The 20,945-nt window shown below is 67.2% G+C and carries 15 protein-coding genes and 1 pseudogene; 12 read left to right on the top strand and 4 right to left on the bottom strand.

Annotated features, from left to right (window positions below; genetic code table 11):
• Positions 1-47: 47 nt before the first annotated feature.
• On the bottom strand, positions 48-1,553 hold the full coding sequence (gene ubiB / locus ACW17U_RS17035; protein WP_492053988.1) for a 2-polyprenylphenol 6-hydroxylase: 1,506 nt from the start codon (positions 1,551-1,553) through the stop codon (positions 48-50).
• A gap of 3 nt (positions 1,554-1,556) precedes the next feature.
• Entirely contained in the window at positions 1,557-2,315 is a 759-nt protein-coding gene (locus tag ACW17U_RS17030) for a class I SAM-dependent methyltransferase (RefSeq protein WP_492053987.1), read from the bottom strand.
• A gap of 82 nt (positions 2,316-2,397) precedes the next feature.
• On the opposite strand from ACW17U_RS17030, the gene mutM reads away from it, so the two are divergent.
• The gene (gene mutM / locus ACW17U_RS17025; RefSeq protein ID WP_492053985.1) at positions 2,398-3,261 is read left to right on the top strand and encodes a bifunctional DNA-formamidopyrimidine glycosylase/DNA-(apurinic or apyrimidinic site) lyase; all 864 of its coding nucleotides are present in this window, start codon (positions 2,398-2,400) and stop codon (positions 3,259-3,261) included.
• 90 nt (positions 3,262-3,351) lie between these two features.
• Positions 3,352-3,490: pseudogene (locus ACW17U_RS17020) on the top strand (hypothetical protein); the annotation flags it as partial.
• A gap of 83 nt (positions 3,491-3,573) precedes the next feature.
• On the opposite strand, the gene ACW17U_RS17015 reads toward ACW17U_RS17020, so the two are convergent.
• A complete protein-coding gene (locus ACW17U_RS17015) occupies positions 3,574-4,998 on the bottom strand; it encodes a helix-turn-helix domain-containing protein (RefSeq protein WP_062151039.1) in 1,425 nt (474 codons plus the stop codon).
• 187 nt (positions 4,999-5,185) lie between these two features.
• On the opposite strand from ACW17U_RS17015, the gene ACW17U_RS17010 reads away from it, so the two are divergent.
• From ACW17U_RS17010 to ACW17U_RS16980, 7 genes are all read left to right on the top strand, one after another.
• Entirely contained in the window at positions 5,186-6,805 is a 1,620-nt protein-coding gene (locus ACW17U_RS17010) for an isocitrate lyase (protein ID WP_062151042.1), read from the top strand.
• Between the two features lie 74 nt (positions 6,806-6,879).
• Positions 6,880-7,110 (top strand): hypothetical protein, encoded by a 231-nt coding sequence (locus tag ACW17U_RS17005; protein ID WP_062151046.1) that lies wholly within the window; start codon positions 6,880-6,882, stop codon positions 7,108-7,110.
• A 68-nt stretch (positions 7,111-7,178) separates the two neighbouring features.
• A complete protein-coding gene (gene aceB / locus ACW17U_RS17000) occupies positions 7,179-8,759 on the top strand; it encodes a malate synthase A (RefSeq protein ID WP_492053983.1) in 1,581 nt (526 codons plus the stop codon).
• 93 nt (positions 8,760-8,852) lie between these two features.
• Positions 8,853-9,641, top strand: coding sequence for an enoyl-CoA hydratase (locus ACW17U_RS16995; RefSeq protein ID WP_492053982.1), 789 nt, complete (start codon positions 8,853-8,855; stop codon positions 9,639-9,641).
• A 150-nt stretch (positions 9,642-9,791) separates the two neighbouring features.
• Positions 9,792-10,067, top strand: a complete 276-nt coding sequence (rpsT, locus tag ACW17U_RS16990) for a 30S ribosomal protein S20 (RefSeq protein ID WP_062151057.1) — start codon at positions 9,792-9,794, stop codon at positions 10,065-10,067.
• 398 nt (positions 10,068-10,465) lie between these two features.
• Entirely contained in the window at positions 10,466-11,932 is a 1,467-nt protein-coding gene (dnaA, locus tag ACW17U_RS16985) for a chromosomal replication initiator protein DnaA (protein ID WP_062142476.1), read from the top strand.
• Between the two features lie 205 nt (positions 11,933-12,137).
• Complete coding sequence (locus ACW17U_RS16980; protein WP_492053980.1) at positions 12,138-14,009, top strand: hypothetical protein; 1,872 nt, start codon at positions 12,138-12,140, stop codon at positions 14,007-14,009.
• 22 nt (positions 14,010-14,031) lie between these two features.
• Here the strand turns inward: ACW17U_RS16980 and ACW17U_RS16975 are convergent, their stop codons facing one another.
• A complete protein-coding gene (locus tag ACW17U_RS16975; RefSeq protein ID WP_492053978.1) occupies positions 14,032-14,649 on the bottom strand; it encodes an alpha-ketoglutarate-dependent dioxygenase AlkB in 618 nt (205 codons plus the stop codon).
• Positions 14,650-14,742: 93 nt separating this feature from the next.
• Between ACW17U_RS16975 and ACW17U_RS16970 the strand changes: the two genes are divergently transcribed.
• The 3 genes from ACW17U_RS16970 (at position 14,743) to dnaJ (ending at position 20,908) form a co-directional block, all read left to right on the top strand.
• Entirely contained in the window at positions 14,743-17,379 is a 2,637-nt protein-coding gene (locus ACW17U_RS16970) for a M1 family metallopeptidase (RefSeq protein ID WP_492053976.1), read from the top strand.
• Between the two features lie 324 nt (positions 17,380-17,703).
• Positions 17,704-19,596, top strand: coding sequence for a molecular chaperone DnaK (gene dnaK / locus ACW17U_RS16965; RefSeq protein WP_062142489.1), 1,893 nt, complete (start codon positions 17,704-17,706; stop codon positions 19,594-19,596).
• Positions 19,597-19,756: 160 nt separating this feature from the next.
• Positions 19,757-20,908 carry a molecular chaperone DnaJ gene (gene dnaJ, locus ACW17U_RS16960; RefSeq protein ID WP_062142492.1) on the top strand — a complete coding sequence of 384 codons (1,152 nt, stop codon included), beginning with the start codon at positions 19,757-19,759 and terminating at the stop codon, positions 20,906-20,908.
• The last annotated feature ends 37 nt before the right edge of the window (positions 20,909-20,945 follow it).

Here is a 20,945-nt window from a genome sequence, read left to right as displayed (position 1 = left end):
CCAGGCGTGCCGGGCGTTACGGCCCGGCTGACGGTCCGAAAAAGACTCTAGCCGAACACCAGGACGATGGCGGTGATGGCCACCACGGCCACGGCTGCGCCGGTCGCGAACCAGGTCAGGGGACGGGGCTTGGCCGGCGCGGCCGCCTGGGCGGCAACCGGCGGTGCCTCGGCCAGGCGGGCGATGGCGCGCAGGGCCTTCAGGGCTTCGTCGGCAAAGTCGCGGACCTTGGCGGCGGGGGACAGTTCGCGGGTGATCCAGCGACGGACCACCGGATCGGCGGCCGCCCAGATATCGTGGGCCGGGTCGATGCGGCGGGCCACGCCCTCGACCGTGACCATGGTCTTCTGCAGCAGGACCAGTTCCGGCCGCAGGGCCATGTCGAACAGGGCGGTGATCTCGAACAGCTGGGCCAGCAGCTTGCCCATCGAGATGTCGCGGGCATCGAGGCCGAAGACCGGTTCGCCCACCGCCCGCAGGGCCTGGGCAAAGGCGTCGACATCCTGGTGGGCCGGAACATAGCCGGCGTCGAAATGGATGCGGGCGACGCGGGGATAGTCGCGATTGAGAAAGCCGTAGAGGATCTCGGCCAGATATTTCCGCTCGCCGGGGCCCAGGCGACCGATGATGCCATAGTCGACCGCCACTACCCTGTCCGGAGCGGCGACGAACAGATTGCCCTCGTGCAGATCGGCGTGGAACAGGCCGTGATCCAGGGCCTGGGCCAGGAACCCCCGGGTGATGTTTTCGGCCAGGGCCTTGCGGTCCAGACCGGGAAGCTCGAGCGCTTGCGGATCCGACAGGGGCGCGCCCTCGGCCCAGGCCAGGGTCAGGACCCGCTTGCCGACCCCCTGCCAGACCACGGCCGGGGCCGACATATAGGCGTCCTTGGCCATGACCTCGCCGAGCTCGGCGCAGCCGGCGGCCTCGAAGCGCAGGTCCATTTCCAGATCCAGGGCCCGGATCACCACCTCGACGAAGTCGCGTGGCTTCAGGCGGCGAACGGCGGGCACCAGGCCTTCAGCCAGGTCGGCGGCCAGACGTAGAACGGCGCTGTCCTCGGCCACCCGGCGTTCGATCCCTGGGCGCAGGACCTTGACCGCCACCTTGCGGCCGTCGAGCAGCCGGGCCGGATGGGCCTGGGCCAGGGAGGCGGCGGCCACCGGGGCCTCCAGCTCGGCAAACAGGGTCTCGACCGGACGGCCCAGGCTGCGTTCGATCTCCTCGCGGGCCTCGGCGAGCGGGAAGGGGGCCAGGCGGTCCTTCAGGCGGGACAGGTCCTCGGCGAAGGGGGTGCCGAAGATGTCGGCGCGGGTCGACAGGAACTGGCCCATCTTGATCGCAGCAGGACCCAGGCCCTCCAGGGCACCGGCCAGCCTCTGTCCCGGCCGTCCGAGGCGCGCCCGGGGACCGGACAACAGGCGCAGGGTCCGGGCCGCCAGCCGCGCCGACGGCGGCAGCAGAGGGTCCAGCTCGCGCGGGATCAGGGCATCGGCCCGGATCAGGACCCAGCCCGCGCCGATCAGGCGCCAGAACGCGGACATCTGGCCCATGGGCTAGACGGCCCAGCCCTGGTGCATGGCCGCGACGCCGCCGGTGAAGTTGCTGATCGTCACCCGCTTGAAGCCGGCCTTTTCCATCATGGCGGCAAAGGTCCTCTGGTCGGGGAAGCGCCGGATGCTTTCGACCAGGTACTGATAGGCGTCGCGATCCTTGGCCACCCATTCCCCGACCTGCGGAATGACCTTGAAGCTGTAGGCGTCATAAGCCTTCGCCAGGGCTTCGGTGACCGGCCGCGAGAATTCCAGACAGATGAACCGGCCGCCCGGCTTCAGGACCCGGCGCGCCTCACGCAGGGCTGCGTCGATGTCGGTGACGTTGCGGATGCCGAACGAGATCACATAGGCGTCGGCATAGGCATCGGGCAGGGGCAGGCGCTGGGCGTCGCCGACCGTCCAGGTGATTTCAGGCTCGCCGCCCTTGTCGATGCCGGCGGCGATCATCTCGGCATTGTAGTCGATGATATTGATCATCGCATCGGGACCGCCCCGGCGCTCCTGCGCCCGGCGGGCCATCTTGGCAAAGCGGCGGGCCATGTCGCCGGTACCGCCCGCGCAGTCGATGATGATCTCGCCCGGCTGCGGATTGAGCCGTGCGGCGACGGCGTCCTTCCACAGGCGGTGAACGCCCCCGCTCATCAGGTCGTTCATCAGGTCATAGTTCTTGGCGACGCGATCGAAAACGCCCCGCACCAGGCCCGCCTTCACCGAAGGATCGACGTCCTTGAAACCGAATGTGGCTGCGGGCTTGCTCATGACGTCTTTCGGCCAGGCTTTATATAAGGTCGTCCGCTATTAGACCGCGCGTCGCGTCACGTCACCTTCTTGAGGCCAACCCTTGCCCGAATTGCCCGAAGTCGAGACCGTCCGGCGCGGCCTGGAACCCACCCTGAGCGGCGCGCGGCTCAGCCGCGTGCGCGCCAACCGGCCTGATCTGCGCTTTCCCCTGCCCGAGGGCTTCGTCCAGAGGCTGACCGGGGCGAGGATCCTGCGGCTGGACCGCCGGGCCAAGTATCTGCTGGCCCCGCTCGATCGCGGCGACACCCTGGTCATGCATCTGGGCATGACCGGCCGGTTCGAGATCGCCGCGCCCGAGGGCACCGTGCGCCCCGGCGACTTCGCCCGCGAGGTCAAGCCCGACAACAAGCACGCCCACGTCGTGTTCGAAACGGAAGACGGGGCGGTGGTCACCTATCACGACCCTCGCCGCTTCGGCTTCATGGACCTGATCGCCACCGACCAGGTGGAGCGCCATCCCTGGTTTTCGACCATGGGCCCCGAGCCCCTGGGCGAAGGCTTTACTGCCCAGACCCTGGTCAGGGCCTTTGCGAACCGCAAGCAGGGCCCCAAGACCCTGCTGCTGGACCAGAAGACCGTGGCGGGCCTGGGCAATATCTATGTCTGCGAGGCCCTGCACCGGGCGGGCATCTCGCCGTTCAAGCCCTCCGGGATGATCGCCGGCAAGCGCCTGGGCCCCCTGACCACGATCATCAAGGAGGTCCTCGCCGAGGCCGTCGAGGTCGGGGGCTCGACCCTTAAGGACTTCGCCGCCGCCGACGGGGCGCTGGGCTATTTCCAGCACCGCTTCCGGGTTTACGACCGCGAGGGCGAACCCTGCCCGACCCGGGGCTGCAAGGGGGTCATTGCCCGCGAGGTCCAGGCGGGGCGGTCGACGTTCTTTTGTCCGGTGTGTCAGGTTTAGGTGGGGGAGGCTGCCTCGGAGCGGCCCTGCCCAAGGTCGGCATGGGGCGGTTAGCGGACATGCTCCCTCTCCCAAAGGGAGAGGGTTGGGGTGAGGGGTTACGGCGTTTGACGGAGTGCCGGCACGCCGTCCCGCCTCGTAACCCCTCACCCTCCCATCCCGGCCTTCGCCGGGACGGGCCCCTCCCTCTCTCAAAGAGAGAGGGACCATGAACGTCCGACCAGGCTCAAAAGCACCCCATGGCACTCCACGCCACCGATCCGCTCGCCGCGAGCTTCAAGGGCAGCCCGCCCCGCCCTTCAGGTCTGATCGTCAGCTGACAAAGGGGAAGGGTGACAGGGCCTTGTTGGCTTCCTCGACCAGCAGGGTTCGGTTGATCGGGGCGGCGGCGCGCTGGGGGCAGGCGGGGCGTTCGCAGATCCGGCACGAGGGCCCGATCTCGACGGCCGCCGGGGCGGCGATGTCGAGGCCTCGGGCATAGACCAGCTTGCCGGCGAATTTCAGCTCGCAGCCCAGGCCGATGACCAGTTCGTCCTCGAGACCCGCCTGCAGGCCCGAGATCCGCCGCACGGTCCGCGACAGGGTGAAATAGCGCTCGCGGTCCGGCGTCTCGATGACCTGGGTGATGATCCGCCCGGGGGTCTTGAAGCTGTCATGCACGTTCCAGCGCGGACAGGCACCGCCGAAGCGGGAGAACGGAAACGGGCCGGCGGCAAAGCGCTTGGAAATGTTCCCGGCCGCATCCAGGCGCATCATGAAGAAGGGCACGCCCCGCGCCCCCGGCCGGCTGAGGGTGGTCAGCCTCTGGGCGGCCTGTTCGTAGCTGATGCCGAACCGCGAGCGGACCCGTTCAATATCGTAGCCGCTGGCCTGCATGGCCGCCAGGAACGGCTCGTAGGGCATCATGATGGCGGCGGCCAGATAGTTGTCGAGGAACACCTTGAGCAGCTGGCGGGTGGCCCGGTCCGGGGCCTGGAAGCGGTTGGTCAGGGTCGTCAGGATCTCGCCGGCCTCCATCAGGCCCAGCTGGTAGCACATGGCGAAGATGCGGCTGGCCGGGGCCAGGGTCTCGGAAATCATCAGCCGCTTGCGGTGGTGATCATAGCGCCGCAGCGAATGGGCCATGGTCTCGACCGGCATGACCCGCGTCTGGATGCCGAACTGCTCCTGCAGCCGGGCCCGGACGGCCGGTCCGAGATCCTGGGGATCGGCCTTCATCGCCGCCACGATGGTTTCGGCGACCGTCTCCAGTTCGGCGAAATGATTGCGCTGGGCGCTGACCAGGTCGCGCACCCAGTCGGTCGGCGACTGCGAGGACAGGCCCGCCGCCCCGTCCGGTCGCTCGAAGACTCCCAGATCGATCAGCCGGCCGCGGTCCAGATAGGCGCGATAGAGCCGGGTCATGGCTTCGGCGAAGCCGGGGGAAAGCTCTGCCACCTCGGCGGCCTCATGGCGGCTGACGCCGAGATCGGTGAACATGCTGTCGGACAGCACCTCTTCCAGGCCCGCCCCGCCGCCCGGATCGTCGGCTGACAGGCTGCGCAGGTCCAGGTCATAGGCATCGGCCAGGCGCAGCAGGATCTGGGCCGTGGCCGGCCTCTGGTTGCGCTCCAGCAGGTTGAGATAGCTGGCCGAGACCCCGAGGTCTTCGGCCATCCGGCTCTGGGTCACGCCCAGGTCACGCCGCAGCCGCTTGAGCCGGCCGCCGAGAAACAGCTTTTTGTCGTTGGTCGCCATTCGGTCAATTTGTCACAGATTTACAGAACACACAAAGTGTCATTGTGACAAATCGTCTTCAATAGGTTCGACGGCCGCCCCGCCCTGGCCTTAGCTCCCTCTCACGAGTTTTCTTGTCCGACCCGCTCCTCGCATCCGGCTTTCGGCCGCGCAGGAGGGCTCGGCGCCTGATGTGGGACCAAGACCAATGACGCTGCGCAAGACCTATGCCCAACACCGCCAGGAACTGCTGGGCCGCTATCCCGATGGCGTGACCTCGGGCGGCATCGCCATCGACGACATCATCCAGCTGAAGCTGCAGAACACCTATTCGACCCATCTGGACATCGCCCGCGACATGGCCGGGGTCATGCGCGCCGACATGGCCGACTATGATCGCGACAGCGCCCAGTTCACCCAGTCGCTGGGTTGCTGGTCGGGCTTCCACGCCCAGCAGATGATCAAGTCGGTCAAGCGCCTGCGCGGCACCACCAAGGGCGCCTATGTCTATCTGTCGGGCTGGATGGTCGCCGGTCTGCGCAATCGCTGGGGCCATCTGCCCGACCAGTCGATGCACGAGAAGACCGCCGTGGTCGATCTGATCGAGGAGATCTATGTCTCCCTGCGCCAGGCCGATGAGGTGGGCCTGAACGACCTGTTCAAGACCCTGCGCGCCGCCCGCCAGGCCGGCGACACGGCCGCCGAGGCCGCCGCGATCGAGGCCATTGACGGCTTCGAGACCCATGTCGTGCCGATCATCGCCGACATCGATGCCGGCTTCGGCAACGAGAACGCCACCTATCTGCTGGCCAAGGAAATGATCAAGGCCGGGGCCTGCTGCCTGCAGATCGAAAACCAGGTCTCCGACGCCAAGCAGTGCGGTCACCAGGACGGCAAGGTCACCGTGCCGCGCGAAGACTTCATCGAAAAGCTGCGCGCCTGCCGCCTGGCCTTCGAGGAACTCGGCGTCGATGACGGCGTCATCGTGGCCCGCACCGACAGCCTCGGCGCCGGCCTGACCCAGAAGATCCCGGTCAGCCAGGAGCCCGGCGATCTGGCCAGCGACTATATCAAGTGGCTGAAGACCGAGGCCATCACGGCCGAGAATCCCATCCATAGCGGCGAGGTCGCGCTCTATCGCGACGGCCAGTTCGTCAAGCCGGTGCGCATGCCCAATGGCCTGTTTGCCTTCCAGGACGGCACCGGCCGGGCCCGGGTGATCGAGGACTGCATCGCCTCCCTGACCCAGGGCGGGGCGGACCTGCTGTGGATCGAGACCGACACCCCCAATGTCGACGAGATCGCCTCGATGGTGTCGGAGATCCGCAAGGTCGTTCCGAACGCCAAGCTGACCTACAACAACTCGCCGTCGTTCAACTGGACCCTGAACCTGCGCAAGCAGGTCCGTGACCAGTGGATCGCCGAGGGCAAGATCCACAAGGACTCCTATCCCGAGGGCAACAGCCTGATGTCGGCCGAGTATGATGCGACCGACCTCGGCCGCGAGACCGATGCCCGCCTGGCCGCCTTCCAGGCCGACATTTCGGCCCGGGCCGGGGTGTTCCACAACCTGATCACCCTGCCGACCTTCCACCTGACGGCCAAGAGCATGGACGAGCTGTCGCGCGGCTATTTCGGCGACGAGCGCATGAAGGCCTATGTCAATTCGGTCCAGCGCGAAGAAATCCGCCGCGGCGTCTCGGCCGTGAAGCACCAGCACGAGGTCGGTTCCGATCTCGGCGACAGCTTCAAGGAAATGGTCGCCGGCGAGCGGGCCCTGAAGGCCGGCGGTCACGCCAACACCATGAACCAGTTCGCCGCCGAATAGCCGACTGCCCCGCGCGCCCGTCCCGCCCCCAGGGGGCGGGCGCGACCCCCGCCCTCTCACAACAGGATCACGCCATGTCTGCGACGAAGTTCACCCCCGCCGCCATGCCCCAGGCGACCGACCAGCAACGCGCGGTCGATCGTGTGGCCGAGGCTTCCCACCGCCTGAACGAAGCCGTCCGCCGCGCCATCGACGCCGGCTATTCGGTGGAACTGGTCCGCGCCTCGCGTCACCATGACGGGGCCGGCAACTGGGGCGACCAGATCGTCCCGACCGTGCGCCCGACCGACGCCAAGCCCGCCTAAAAGACTCTTTCGACCCCGTCCCCGGGCCACCGGGGGCCAAGACCCTTCCTAAGCCTGCAGGATTGCCCATGCCCCTCGACATCGCCGCCAATATCCAGATCAACGGGCCCATCGAGGGGCAGGCCGTAGACATCCTGACGCCCGAGGCCCTGGCCTTCGTGGCCGACCTGCACCGCCGGTTCGACGCCCGTCGCCGGGAGCTGCTGTCGGCCCGCGCCCAGCGCCAGGCCCGCTTCGACGCCGGCGAGCTCCCCGACTTTCTGGCGGAAACGGCGGATATCCGGGCCGGTGACTGGACCGTGGCCCCGATCCCGGCGGACCTGCAAGACCGCCGCGTCGAGATCACCGGCCCCGTCGACCGCAAGATGATCATCAATGCCCTCAACTGCGGGGCCAAGGTGTTCATGGCCGACTTCGAGGACGCCACCTCTCCGACCTGGGCCAATCTGATCGAGGGCCAGGTCAATCTGAAGGATCGCTGGGCCGGCACCCTGACCCATGTCGATCCAAAGTCCGGCAAGAGCTATGCGCTGGGAGACAACCCGGCCGTCCTGGTCATCCGCCCGCGTGGCTGGCATCTGCCGGAACGCCATATGGAGGTCGATGGCCTGCCCGTCAGTGGGGCCTTGTTCGATTTCGGCCTCTATTTCTACCACAATGCCCAGGCGTCCCTGGCCCAGGGTTCGGGTCCATACTTCTACCTGCCCAAGCTGGAGAGCCACCTGGAGGCCCGCCTGTGGAACGAGGTGTTCGTCCACGCCCAGGCCGCGCTCGGCATCGCCCAGGGCACGATCAAGGCCACGGTCCTGATCGAGACCATTCCGGCCGCCTTCGAGATGGACGAGATCCTCTACGAGCTGCGCGACCACATGGCCGGCCTCAACTGCGGGCGCTGGGACTACATCTTCTCGTTCATCAAGCGCCTGGGCCGTCGGGCCGAGTTCCTGACCCCCGACCGCTCGGCCATGGTCATGGGCAAGGCCTTCCTGGGCGCCTATTCGCTGAAGCTGATCCAGACCTGTCACCGCCGCGGAGCCTTCGCCATGGGCGGCATGGCGGCCCAGATTCCGGTCAAGGGCGACCCGGCCGCCAATGACGCGGCCTTCGCGCGGGTCCGGGCCGACAAGGAGCGCGAGGCCGGGGCCGGCCACGACGGCACCTGGGTCGCCCACCCCGATCTGGTGCCGGTGGCCATGGAGGTCTTCGACCGCCTGATGCCGACCCCCAACCAGCTGGACAAGCGCCTGGCCGACCTCACCATCACCCAGCCGGAAATGCTGGCCTTGCATGACGGCGTCCGCACCGAGGCCGGGGTTCGCCAGAACATCCGGGTCGGGGTCCGCTATACCCAGGCCTGGATCGAGGGACGGGGCGCCGTGCCGCTCTATAATCTGATGGAGGATGCGGCGACCGCCGAGATCTGCCGCACCCAGCTCTGGCAATGGGTGCGCCTCGGCGCCGCCCTGGACGATGGCCGGGTGATCAGTTCGGAGCTGTTTGTCAGTCTGCTCACCGATGAAATGGCCGACCTGCGCCGCGACTTCCCGTCGCCGCGCCTGGAAGAGGCGGCGCACCTCTTTGCCCGCATGGTGCTGAATGACACGCTGGAAGAGTTCCTGACCCTGCCGGCCTATGCCCTGATCGACTGACGGCGCGCCCGGCGGGCGTAACACGTCCGCCGGGGCTCCCCTTCGTCGCGACGCGCTCTATAAAGCGTGCGCGTCACAAGGAGAGACCTGCCGATGGCCTATCAGACCCTGATCGTCGAAACCGCGCCGGAGGGGGCCGCCGGCGTCGTCCTGATCCGTCTGAACCGCCCAGAGGCCCTCAATGCCCTGAACGCCCAGCTGCTGGGCGAGCTTGCCGTCGCCCTGGGCGAGGCCCAGGCCGACGAGGCCGTGGGCTGTATCGTCCTGACCGGCTCGGCCAAGGCCTTTGCGGCCGGTGCCGACATCAAGGAGATGTCGGACAAGACCTATGCTCAGATGTTCACGGCCGATTTCTTCACCGCCGGAGCCCGGGCGGTCGAGCAGTGCCGCAAGCCGATCATCGCCGCCGTCTCCGGCTACGCCCTGGGGGGCGGCTGCGAGCTGGCCATGATGTGCGATTTCATCATCGCCGCCGACACCGCCAAGTTCGGCCAGCCCGAGATCAATCTGGGCGTCGCGCCCGGCATCGGCGGCACCCAGCGCCTGACCCGCTTCGTCGGCAAGTCCAAGGCCATGGACATGATCCTGACCGGCCGGATGATGGGAGCCGAGGAGGCCGAACGCTCGGGCCTGGTCAGCCGGATCTTCCCAGCCGACCTGCTGCTTCCCGAGGTGCTGGCCATGGCCGCCAAGATCGCTGCCCAGTCGCCCCTGGCGGTCGCCATGAACAAGGAACTGGTCCAGGCGGCCTATGAGACCACCCTGACCACCGGCGTGGCCCTGGAGCGCCGCCTGTTCCACTCCCTGTTCGCCTTTGAGGATCAGAAGGAGGGGATGGCGGCCTTTGTCGAGAAGCGGAAGCCCGAGTTTAAGGGCCGTTAAGGCCGGGGCGCGACCGCTTGTCGCATCTCTCGGCAAAACGGCCTCGACAGCCGTTGACCGATCTCATCGCTTCCCGTATATCCGCGCGCTCAAGATTTTCCCTGCTTCGCGGCTGTCCCGCGCGGCTGTCCGTTTCGAGGTCCAATTTCCATGGCCAACAATCCCGGCGCCAAGAAGGCGATCCGCAAGATCGCCCGCCGCACCGAGGTGAACACCGCTCGCCGTTCGCGCGTGCGCACCTTCCTCCGCAAGTTCGAAGACGCCCTGGTGGCCGGTGATGTCGCCGTCGCCAAGGCCGCCTTTGTCGAGGCTCAATCGGAACTGATGCGCGCCGTTTCCAAGGGCGTCGTTCATCCGAACACGGGCTCGCGCAAGGTCTCGCGCCTCGCTGCCCGACTGAAGAAGCTGGACAAGGCCGCCGCCTGACCAGACCTGTGAACGAATAAGTTTCGTTCAGGAAATTCAAGTATTTACAAGGGCCGGCTGGAGCAATCCAGTCGGCTTTTGCTTTGTGTTCAACCGCACGCATTGTTCGGATAACAGCGTCCGAAAAATAGTGAACTTAACTATTCCCTTGCCACGCGAGGGGCTCTCGCGAGTCAACAGAAATATCCGGACTCGGACGCAAGTTTTCCGTTTGACCGGCAGGGTCGGCTGGCTAGTTTAGGGCTCTCAGCGCCCTTCCAGTTTTTGGAAAAAAACGGTGGCGGCAGAACCCTGCGTTCTGCTGACTAAGCCTCCGTGTGCGTGGAGAACCGGTCGTTCGCCTTTGGGGGGCGTGCGGCGGGACGAGCGGTTTTGACCAGGTACGAGGCGGTGGACGAATGACAATCAAGGGTGGGGTGGCGAGCCAGGACTTCTCGGCTGCGATTCCAGCGGTTGCCTGCGAGTCCGCTGGCGGCGTCTGGCACAAGGTGTGCCTGACTCTGAAGCGCGAGCTGGGTGATGCGTCTTTCGGCTCGTGGATCGCGCCGGCTCTGTTGCGCGAAGGTCCGTCCGGCGATGTGGTTCTGGTCACCCCGACCGGTATTGCCCGGGACTGGATCCGTCGCAGCGCCTGGCGTCGCATCAGCGAACTCTGGATCGCCCATGACCCGACGGCCCGTCGCATTGACCTGAAATCCCGCCTGGAATTCGAAGCCTCGGCTGGCGCCTATGTCGACGCCGCCAAGGCTGAACCGATCGAGATCGTTCTGCCGGTCTCGACCGATGCGCCCAGCCTGGCCCCGGTACCGACCGGCAAGCCTTCGCGGACCCAGGGTCTGCAGGAACGCTTCACCTTCGAGACCTTTGTCCCGGGTCCCGCCAACGAATTTGCCCATGCCGTGGCGCGCCGGGTGGCGAGCTGGGCCGATGGTCATTTCAATCCGGTTCTGTTCCACGGCCCCTATGGATTTGGCAAAACCCACCTGCTCAACGCCCTGGCCTGGGAGGCCATGCGTCAGGCCCCGACCAAGCGCGTGGTCTATCTGACCGCCGAGCGCTTCCTGTCGACCTTCGTGCGCGCCGTGATGGATCGCCAGACGGCCGCCTTCAAGGAAGAGCTGCGCGCCGCCGACCTGCTGATCATCGACGATGTGCATTTCATCGCCGGCAAGCAGTCCACGCAGGAAGAGCTGTTCCACACCCTGACCGCCCTGGTCGAGGAAGGCCGCCGCGTCGTGTTCTCGTCGGACCGTCCGCCTTCGGCCATGACCGAGATGGACGCCCACCTGCGCTCGCACCTGTCGGCGGGCCTGGTCTGCGGCCTCGAGCCGGCCGACCGTTCGCTGCGCATGGGCATTCTGGAGCGCAAGATCCAGACCCTGTCGGCGGCCCACGGTTCCGAGCCGACCATGCGGCCTGACGTGCTGCAGTTCCTGGCCGACCGCTTTACCGACAGCGTCCGCGAGCTGGAAGGCGCGCTCAACACCCTGTCGGCCCGGGCCGGCGAGGGCCTGTCGCGCCTGACCCTCGACGAGGTCCAGGCCATCCTGCGGCCGCATCTGCGGGCCGGCGAGAAGCGCATCACCATCGACGACATCCAGAAGGCCACGGCCGATCACTACGGCATGAAACAGGCCGATCTGCTCAGCGAACGCCGCAACCGTGCCGTGGCCCGTCCGCGCCAGGCCGCCATGTGGCTGGCCAAGCAGCTGACCACCCGCTCCCTGCCCGACATTGGCCGTCGCTTCGGCGGTCGTGACCACACGACGGTTCTGCACGCCGTGCGCCGCATCGAGGCCCTGCGCCTCGAGGACAGCGCCCTGAACCACGACCTCGAGGTCCTGACGCGCAAACTGCGCGGCTAGGTCGCTCTGGAGGCTGACACCGATTTCCGTGACGTCAGCCTCGGGTCAGGCATCAGACTGAAAGGGGGGCGCCTGGCCGGGCGGCCCCTTTTTCTTTGGGCGACCCTGCCGCCAGGGCAACGGCGGTGCTGTTACCCGCAGAGCGGTGTTTGACCACCTGCCCCGATTTGGCGAAACTCGTCCCGGGGGCAAGAGGGGCGCTGCATTGACTGACGAGACAAGGCCGTTGCGGACCCGCAAGTCCCCCCGCGCCCCTGCGCCGACCACTCCGGACCCTATCGAGATCGCCATGGAGGCCAAGGCCTCAGGCCGCGATCCCGTGGGTTCTGCCGAGCAGTTGCTTCTGAGCCAGAACCGGCTGATCGGCTGGCAGATTGCCTCTGAACGGGCCGGCTTTGCCCTGAAGGTCCTGACCGGCCTGGCTGGCCTGATCGCGCTGGTCGCGGTTCTGGCCCTGGTCTGGAGCGCCAGCCAGTATCGCGGCGTGACCATCAAGCCCTTTTCCGTGCCCCCTGAGATGGAGGCCCGGGGCCTGACCGGCGCGGTGGTGGCCGAGCGGGTTATCGACCGCCTGGCGCGGCTGCAGGCCGCCACGGGGTCGACGCGGGCCGGAGCCCGCTATTCCAGCGGTTGGGGCGAGGTCGAGGTCACCATCCCCCAGACCGGCGTTTCGGCCACCGAGCTGTGGAAGTTCCTGCGTGGATGGCTCGGCCAGGAGATCGAGGTCTCCGGCGACATCGTCAAGGCCGGGACCGAGGTCCAGTTGAGCGTTCGGGCCGACCGGACGTCCGCGCCCCTGATCCGGGGCCCGGAAGCCGATCTTGAAGGTCTGCTGGACCGGGCCGCGGAAGCCCTGTTCGCCGAGACTCAGGCCTATCGCTACGGCGTCTATCTGATGTTTGAAGGCCGGCGGCTTGAGGAGGCCCAGGCGGTTTTCCAGCGACTGGCCCTGGACGATGACAGGGTCGAGCGGAAATGGGCCCTGGTTGGGCTCACCAACGTCCATTTGCGACAGGGCAATCTGGACCAGGCCCTGAAATCGGCAGGGGCAGCTTTCGCCGCGGACAGCCGGTTTGCGCTCGGCGTATCCATCTTCGCGCGCAGTCGCTATTTCGCCGGTCACTGGGAGACCAGCTATCAGACAAACGCCCGGGTCGCGTCGCTCGCCCAGGGGTCAGACGAGTTTGATCGCGATCGACTGGAGAACTTCAAGGTCGAGCACCTCGCCCTCGATGCGCGCTTCCGGCATGACCACAACCACGCCCTGGAGATCCTTCAGCGCTTCGGGAAAAAAGAAGTCCAGCGCAATCTCAATCACATCTGGCTGGCTGCGGGTCAGAAGATCGCCCTTCACCGTCCCAGCGAGGCGATGACCGAGGTGGCGGGGTCGCTCGGCAGTCCCGCCGAGGCGCTTGACGAAATGCGCCTGTCGCTCGCTGAGCGACTGGAGCGGCAGGACTGGGCGGGTGCTGTCGCACGGTATCGCTCGATCCAGGAGGCCCATCCGGAACAGCGTTTCAGCGTTTCCGGTCGCTACTTTAACGATGAAGGCCCCACGGCCTATGCCATGGCCCGGCTGGGGGACCTTGACGGGGCCCGGGCGCTGCTGGCCCAGGGACGCCACGACAGCTATCCGATCACCATCGCCAGGGCCCAGGTGGCGGCCCTCAGCGGTGACGTCGCGGGCTCGGAGCGCCTCTTCGTCGCGGCGACGGAACGGGCTCCCAGTCTTGCCGATGCCCATTTCGCCTGGGGTCAGGCGCGGCTGGAACGGGGGGATGCGGCGGGCGCGATCGCCGTCCTGAAGATCGCCGCCGAGCGCGCGCCGCGCTGGGCCGATCCCCTGAAGGTCTGGGGCGATGCCCTGGCTGCTGAGGGCCGCCACAAGGACGCTATCCGTCAGTACCAGGCAGCCGCCCGCTGGGCCCCGCAATGGGGCGCCCTGCATCTGGCCTGGGGCCAGGCCCTGGTCGCCCAGGGCCAGGAGGGCCAGGCCCGGGACCGCTGGCGTGCCGCAGCCGGCATGGACCTCAGCGCGACCGACCGCGTAACGGTTTCGCGACTCCTGGCCTCCTGACCCTTCCGGGCCGGGCCGCTCTTCACCCCGCCGCCGCCCGCCGCAGGGTCAGGTTGATCCGGCCGCCGCCGGGCACCAGGCTGGAGGAGCCGGCGATTACCCGGTCGACCCCGTGGAAGGCCATCCGGGCCGGACCGGACAGCCGGAGGACGTCGCCGGAGGCCAGTTTCAGGCTGCGGGTCGGGTCCTTGCGCGCGGTCCCGCCGAAGCGGAACACCGCCGTGTCGCCCAGGGAGATCGACAGCACCGGAAAGCGCGGGTCGGCCTCGTCGCGGTCCTGGTGCAGGCCCATGCGGGCCGTACCGCGATAGAGATTGACCAGACAGGCATCTGCCGGGACCTCGGGGTCGCCCAGCTGGGCCCAGAGGTCGAGCAGGACCCCGGGCATGGCCGGCCACGGCCGGCCGGTGGCGGGATGCTGCCCCGCATAGCGATAGCCTGTCCGGTCACTGACCCAGCCCAGGGCCCCCAGGCTGGTCATGCCGACGCTCATGGCCTGGCCGGAGGCCGTCTCATAGTGGTCGAAAGGCGCCGCCTCGGCGGCCTCCAGCACGGTCTCGACCAGGGCGGACTGGGCGGTGGGCGTCAGCAGGCTGGGCCAGAGGTCGAGGCCCGGGATGATGGTGAGCGGCTGGATCATTACGTATATTTAACGCGCCTGACGGGAGTGCAGGGTGTTGTTTCGCGAACCGGCCAGTGGGGTCGGGCCAAAAGTTCCAGTCCAGGTCTGTACATGCGTCGTCTTTTGTCTTCCGCGGCGGCCGCCGCGCTCATTTTCGCCGCTGGAACCGCCCTGGCCGCGCCGACCGCAGGGGCCGCCACGGCCGCCACCGTCACGACCCAGCTGCCGCGCAATGTCGTCCCGTCCCACTATGATCTGGCCTTTACCCCCGATGTCGAGGGCATGACCTTCAAGGCCCGGGTCAGGATCGCCATCACGGTGGTCGAGCCGACCCGCACCATCACCCTGCAGGCCGCCGACCTGACCTTCACGAGGGCCGAGCTGGCCGGGATCGGGGCCGCCAGCATCAAGGTCGATGACGAGGCCCAGACCGCCAGCTTCACCTTCGACAAGCCCCTGGCCAAGGGCCGGTACGAGCTGGCCATCGACTATGCCGGCAAGATCTACACCCAGGCCGCCGGCCTGTTCGCTCTCGACTATGAGACCGAGACCGGCAAGAAGCGCGCCCTCTACACCCAGTTCGAGAATTCCGACTTCCGTCGCTTCGTGCCCTCGTGGGACGAGCCCTTCTACAAGGCGACCTTCCGTGTCGAGGCGACGGTCCCGACCGGCCAGATGGCCCTGGGCAACATGCCGGTCGCGGCGAGCACCGACCTCGGCGGCGGCAAGACCCTGGTCAAGTTCGCGACGTCGCCGAAGATGTCGACCTATCTGCTGTTCTTCGGCCTCGGCGAGTTTGACCGGGCCTCGGTCAAGGTGGCCGGGGTCGATGTCGGGGTGGTCACCAAGAAGGGCGATACGCCCAAGGCGGAGTTTGCCCTGAAGTCGGCCGCCGACCTGCTGCCCTGGTACAATGACTATTTCGGCGTTCCCTATCCGCTGCCGGCCCTCGACAACATCGCCGCCCCGGGGCGCAGCCAGTTCTTCAGCGCCATGGAGAACTGGGGCGCGATCTTCACCTTCGAGTACGCCATGCTGCTCGATCCGAAGATCTCGACCCAGACCGACAGCCAGCGGGTCTTCACGACCGTGGCCCACGAGATGGCCCACCAGTGGTTCGGCGATCTGGTCACCATGGCCTGGTGGGATGACCTGTGGCTGAACGAGGGCTTTGCCTCCTGGATGGAGGGTCGGGCCACCGAGCACTTCCATCCCGAGTGGAACGCGGCCCTGGCCGCAGTCGGCGGCCGCGAATATGCCATGAGCCTCGATGCCCTGAAGACCACCCATCCGGTGGTCCAGCACGTCGAGACCGTCGACCAGGCCAGCCAGGCCTTTGACGGCATCACCTACCAGAAGGGCGAGGCGGTCATCCGCATGCTCGAGGCCTATGTCGGGGCCGATGCCTGGCGCGCCGGCGTGCGCACCTACATGAAGAAGCACGCCCACAGGAATACGGTCAGCGATGACCTGTGGCGCGAGATCGAGGCTGCCGCCGGCAAGCCGATCACCGACATCGCCCATGACTTCACCCTGCAGCCTGGCGTGCCGCTGATCACGGTCAGCGACCAGACCTGCACGGCCGGCAAGGCCACCCTGAGCCTGACCCAGGGCGAGTTCAGCAAGGACCAGCCCAACAAGACGCCCCTGGCCTGGCGGGTGCCTGTCACGGTCAGGGCGGTCGGCGGCGGTGAAGCCAAGACCCTGGTCGTCGGCGGCAAGGGCAAGGTGACGGTCGACGGCTGCGGCCCGGTGATCGTCAATGCCGGCCAGAGTGGCTATTTCCGGACCCTGTATGGCCCGGAGCGGTTCGGCGGCGTGGTGGGCAGCTTTGCCAGCCTGCCGGCCATCGACCAGCTGGGCGTGATGTCCAATACCTGGGCCATGGGCCTGTCCGGCTATCAGCCGGCGACAGACTTCCTCGACCTGGCCAGCGCAACCCCGGCCTCGGCCGATCCCCAGGTTCTGTCCAAGATCGCCGGGGTGTTTGAAACCATCGACGGCTACTATTCGGGCCTGCCCGCCGAAAAGGCGGCCTTCCGCAAGATCGCCCTCGCCCGCCTCAACCCCCTGTTCGCCCAGGTCGGCTGGACGCCGAAGGCCGGCGAGCCCGACACGGTGGCCATCCTGCGGGGCGAGCTGATCGGGGCCCTGGGCGGCATGGGGGATCCGGCGGTGGTCGCCGAGGCCCGCCGGCGCTTTGCGGCCGACCGGACCGACCCGTCGGCCATTCCCGGCCCCTTGCGCAAGGTGATCCTGGCGGTGGTGGCCCAGCATGCAGACGCCGCCACCTGGGATGCGATCCGGGCCCAGGCGCAGGCCGAGAAGACGCCGCTGATCCGCGCCCAGCTCTATGCCCTGCTGGCGGCCGCTGACGACAAGGTCCTGGCCCAGAAGGCCCTCGACCTGGCCCTGACCGCCGAGCCGGGCGAAACCCTTTCGAGCACCATGATCTCGCAGGTGGCCGGCAGCCACCCGGACATGACCTTCGACTGGGCGGTGGCTCACAAGGCGGCGGTCAACGAAAAGGTCGATACCACCTCGCGCACCCGCTTCATCACCGGCCTGGGGGCCGGATCGTCGGACCCGGCCATGGCCGACCGGATCCGGGCCTATGCCGCCGCCAATCTGGCGGAAGGCTCGCGCAAGGAGGCCGACAAGGCCGCCGCCGCCGTTCTCAACCGGGTGTCGATCCGCGAGAACCGTCTCCCGGCGATCACGGCCTGGGTAAAAAAGACCGGCGGCTGATCGCCGCCCTGCATCAAAAGCGGGAGGGTCGCACCCAGCGGGTGCGGCCCTTTTCCATTGTTCAGCTTGAAGATTCCCCTTCTCAAGATGAGGGAATGGACTTGCGGGGCGCTGCACATCCCCCATATCGGCTTCCAAGCGGGGTTGACGGGCTCGTCAACTTCGAGGAACGCACTCTGCCCGTCCGACATCAGTCAGCCGGGCGAGGATTGGATCAACCGTAGGAAGTTCGACCAGACGGGGACGGAGCGAGAAAAACCGGGGCGCTTGCGTCTAAGGCCCTTGTCACCGCCGTCCGCCATTCAGGAGCGACAGGTTCGTAATATGAGCAAGATTATCGGTATCGACCTTGGCACCACGAATTCGTGCGTGGCCATCATGGACGGCAAGACCCCGAAGGTCATCGAGAACGCCGAGGGCGCCCGCACCACCCCGTCGGTGGTGGCGTTCCTCGAGGACGGCGAGCGCCTGGTTGGCCAGCCCGCCAAGCGTCAGGCCGTCACCAACCCGACCAACACCCTGTTCGCGATCAAGCGCCTGATTGGCCGCAACGCGAGCGATCCGGTGGTCGAGAAGGACAAGGGCATGGTGCCCTATGACATCGTCAAGGGTCCGACCGGCGACGCCTGGGTCAAGGCCCAGGGCAAGGACTATTCCCCGCAGGAAGTCTCCGCCTTCATCCTGCAGAAGATGAAGGAAGCGGCCGAGACCCATCTGGGTGAGCCGGTGACCAAGGCCGTGATCACCGTCCCGGCCTATTTCAACGATGCCCAGCGTCAGGCCACCAAGGACGCCGGCAAGATCGCCGGCCTGGAAGTCCTGCGCATCATCAACGAGCCGACCGCGGCTGCTCTGGCCTATGGCCTCGACAAGAACGACGGCAAGAAGATCGCCGTCTATGACCTCGGCGGCGGCACCTTCGACGTCTCGATCCTCGAAATCGGCGACGGCGTCTTCGAGGTGAAGTCGACCAACGGCGACACCTTCCTGGGCGGTGAAGACTTCGACCTGCGGATCGTCGACTACCTGGCCGACGAGTTCAAGAAGGAGCAGGGCGTCGACCTGCGCAAGGACAAGCTGGCCCTGCAGCGCCTTCGCGAAGAGGCCGAAAAGGCCAAGAAGGAACTGTCCTCGACCGCCCAGTACGAAGTGAACCTGCCCTTCATCTCGATGAATGCGTCGGGCCCGCTGCACCTGAATATCAAGCTGTCGCGCTCCAAGCTGGAAGCCCTGGTCGAAGACCTGATCGCCCGCACCATCGGTCCGTGCGAACAGGCCCTCAAGGACGCCGGCCTCAAGAAGAGCGACATCGACGAAGTGATCCTGGTCGGCGGCATGAGCCGCATGCCCAAGGTCCAGCAGGCGGTGCAGGACTTCTTCGGCCGCGAGCCGCACAAGGGTGTGAACCCTGACGAGGTCGTGGCCCTCGGCGCCGCCGTTCAGGCCGGCGTTCTGCAAGGCGACGTCAAGGACGTGCTGCTGCTCGACGTGACCCCGCTGACCCTGGGCATCGAGACCCTGGGCGGCGTGTTCACCCCGCTGATCGAGCGCAACACCACCATCCCGACCAAGCGCTCCCAGACCTTCTCGACCGCTGACGACAACCAGTCGGCCGTGACGATCCGCGCCTTCCAGGGCGAGCGCCCGATGGCCGCCGACAACAAGTTCCTGGGTCAGTTCGACCTGCAGGGCATTCCGCCGGCCCCGCGCGGCATCCCGCAGATCGAGGTCACCTTCGACATCGACGCCAACGGCATCGTCAATGTCCATGCCAAGGACAAGGCGACCAACAAGGAGCACTCGATCCGCATCCAGGCCAATGGCGGCCTGTCGGATGCCGACATCGAGCGCATGGTCAAGGAAGCCGAGGCCAACAAGGCATCGGACGAAAAGAAGAAGGCCCTGGTCGAGGCCAAGAACCAGGGCGAGGCCACGGTCCACGCCACGGAAAAGGCCATGGCCGAGCACGGCGACAAGGTGTCGGGCGATGACAAGACCGCCATCGAGACCGGTCTCACCGATCTGAAGACCGCGCTGGAAGGCGAGGACGCCGAGCTGATCAAGACCAAGACCGACGCCCTGCGCCAGGCCTCGATGAAGCTGGGTGAGGCCATGTACGCCGCCCAGCAGGGTTCGGGTGACAGCGATGACGCGGCCGACGACGGTGTCGTCGACGCCGAGTTCGAGGAAGTCGACGACAACAAGCCGGCCAACTAGTCGTCATGGGCGCGCCGCGGAACGAATCCAGTCTGGTCGTTCCGCGGCCGCCAACGGCGGATCCGCGCGGTTGTGACGCCTTGCGCCCCGCGATCGAAAACCCCACCTCTTTCCCTATCAACGCCTCTCCCGTGGGCCTCTTGGGCGCCAGACGCTGACGATGCGCGACTATTACGAAATCCTGGGCGTGACCCGGACCGCCGATGATGCGGCTCTGAAGTCCGCATTCCGCAAGCTGGCGATGGAGCACCATCCCGACCGCAATGGCGGCTGCGAGGAATCGACCGGTCGGTTCAAGGAAGTCAACGAGGCCTATAGCGTCCTCTCCGACCCCCAGAAGCGCGCGGCCTATGACCGCTTCGGCCATGCCGGCGTCAATGGCGGCGGCGGGGGTGGCCAGGGCGGCTTCGGCGGTGACGCCAGCGATATTTTCAACGACGTGTTCGGCGACGTGTTCGGCGAGATGTTCGGTGGCGGCCGTCGCCCCTCGAACGGCCCGCAACGCGGCCAGGACCTGCGCTACGATCTCGAGATCACCCTGGAGCAGGCCTATGCCGGTGCCGAGGTCGAGATCAAGGTTCCGGCGGCCATCACCTGCGAGGTCTGTGACGGCTCGGGCGCCAAGCCCGGCACCAGCCCGACCGTCTGCGGCACCTGCGGCGGTCACGGCCGTGTGCGGGCGACCCAGGGCTTCTTCGCAGTCGAGCGCGGCTGCCCGCGCTGCGGCGGTTCGGGCCGCCTGGTGCTCGATCCCTGCCAGACCTGCAGTGGCCACGGCCAGGTGCGCCGCGAGCGCATCCTGTCGGTGCGCATCCCGGCCGGCGTCGATGACGGCGCCCGAATCCGCCTGTCCGGTGAGGGCGATGCCGGGGCCCGCAGCGGGCCGCGCGGCGATCTCTACATCTTCCTGTCGGTGATCCCGCACGAACTTTTCGAGCGCGACGGCCTGGACCTGTTGTGCACCGTGCCGGTGCCGATGACCGTGGCGGCTCTCGGCGGCGAGATCGACGCCCCCTGCCTGATGGGTGGCGAGGACTGCGACGGGGCCTGCAAGATCCCGGTCAAGGTTCCGGAAGGCTCCCAGACCGGCAAGACCGTCCGCCTCAAGGGCAAGGGCATGCCGTCCCTGCGCAGCCGCCAGCGCGGCGACCTGGTGGTCGAACTGTTCGTCGAGACCCCGACCCACCTGTCGGCCCGCCAGAAGGAACTCCTCAAGGAGCTGGCCGGCCTGTGCGACGACAAGCAGAACCCCAAGTCGGCCAATTTCGTCGGCAAGGCCAAGCGCTTCTGGGAAGAAGTTACGGGGAGCTAGGGCGTTTTCCGACGAAGCGGGTGCCGGTTCGTCGTCA

Source organism: Caulobacter sp. AVps16 (assembly GCF_058681455.1).
The sequence above is the reverse complement of the archived record's forward strand: the minus strand, read 5'-3'. Positions and strand labels throughout refer to the sequence as shown.